2 tRNA genes and 1 rRNA gene are annotated in these 1,691 nt (G+C 51.4%); all 3 read left to right on the top strand.

Annotation, left to right across the window (positions count from 1 at the left end):
• Position 1: 1 nt before the first annotated feature.
• Positions 2-78, top strand: a tRNA-Ile gene (locus ACSSVV_RS20915).
• A 96-nt stretch (positions 79-174) separates the two neighbouring features.
• Positions 175-250: transfer RNA gene (locus ACSSVV_RS20910), tRNA-Ala, on the top strand.
• A 303-nt stretch (positions 251-553) separates the two neighbouring features.
• Positions 554-1,691, top strand: a 23S ribosomal RNA gene (locus ACSSVV_RS20905); the annotation flags it as partial.

Below are 1,691 nucleotides of genomic sequence, written 5' to 3'. Positions count from 1 at the left end.
TGGGTCTGTAGCTCAGGTGGTTAGAGCGCACCCCTGATAAGGGTGAGGTCGGTGGTTCAAGTCCACCCAGACCCACCAGAATTATCCAGCTCAGCGTTATCGAATGACTTGCATAGCAGGCTATGCGGCGCCATTCGATGCCTTGATCTGAATAATTCTTGTAGATAGCTTCTTGGGGCTATAGCTCAGCTGGGAGAGCGCCTGCCTTGCACGCAGGAGGTCGGCAGTTCGATCCTGCCTAGCTCCACCAAACTTTACTGACTAACTTCGGTTAGCAGTGTACAGAAACGAATGTTTCATATCGATGAAGCCTTCCTTTCTGATCACTGGGTCAGATTTGCTCTTTAACAAATTGGACGAGATAGAACACGAATATTTTTCTCTCATTATCTCCGAGAGAAGATGTTCAAAGTGATAGCGATTTCAAGCGTTATCCGGTGTTGTCGTTGAAGTGGTTGTTCTATTGCTTCAAGTGACTGTCTCGAAGATACCTCGGAATCAGGCTTGCCTGGTGATGAGTGTGGATTCGTGATCAGTTGTCTTGGGGTTATATAGTCAAGCAACTAAGCGCATACGGTGGATGCCTTGGCAGTCAGAGGCGATGAAAGACGTGGAAGCCTGCGATAAGGTTCGGGGAGCTGGCAAACGAGCTGTGATCCGGACATCTCTGAATGGGGAAACCCACCAACCTTCGGGTTGGTATCTTACACTGAATCCATAGGTGTAAGAGGCGAACCAGGGGAACTGAAACATCTAAGTACCCTGAGGAAAAGAAATCAACCGAGATTCCCTAAGTAGCGGCGAGCGAACGGGGACCAGCCCTTAAGCTGAACAACTGGTAGGAGAAGGCTCTGGAAAGTGCCGCCATAGTGGGTGATAGCCCCGTATCCGAAACCTGAGTTCAGTGAAATCGAGTAGGTCGGCGCACGAGAAACGTTGACTGAACATGGGGGGACCATCCTCCAAGGCTAAATACTCCTGACTGACCGATAGTGAACCAGTACCGTGAGGGAAAGGCGAAAAGAACCCCTGTGAGGGGAGTGAAATAGACCCTGAAACCGTATGCGTACAAGCAGTCGGAGCAGACTTGTTCTGTGACGGCGTACCTTTTGTATAATGGGTCAGCGACTTATGTTCAGTGGCGAGGTTAACCGTTTAGGGGAGCCGTAGGGAAACCGAGTCTGAATAGGGCGAATTAGTCGCTGGGCATAGACCCGAAACCGGGCGATCTATCCATGAGCAGGTTGAAGGTGCCGTAACAGGCACTGGAGGACCGAACCCACTGTCGTTGAAAAGCCAGGGGATGACTTGTGGATCGGAGTGAAAGGCTAATCAAGCCCGGAGATAGCTGGTTCTCCCCGAAAGCTATTTAGGTAGCGCCTCGGACGAATACCACAGGGGGTAGAGCACTGTTTGGGCTAGGGGGTCATCTCGACTTACCAACCCCATGCAAACTCCGAATACCTGTGAGTACTATCCGGGAGACACACGGCGGGTGCTAACGTCCGTCGTGAAGAGGGAAACAACCCAGACCGCCAGCTAAGGTCCCAAAGTACCAGTTAAGTGGGAAACGATGTGGGAAGGCTCAGACAGCTAGGAGGTTGGCTTAGAAGCAGCCACCCTTTAAAGAAAGCGTAATAGCTCACTAGTCGAGTCGGCCTGCGCGGAAGATGTAACGGGGCTCAAACTGG

The sequence above is a fragment of the Marinobacter sp. MBR-105 genome (assembly GCF_053628895.1).
This window is presented reverse-complemented; position numbering and strand designations above follow the sequence as displayed.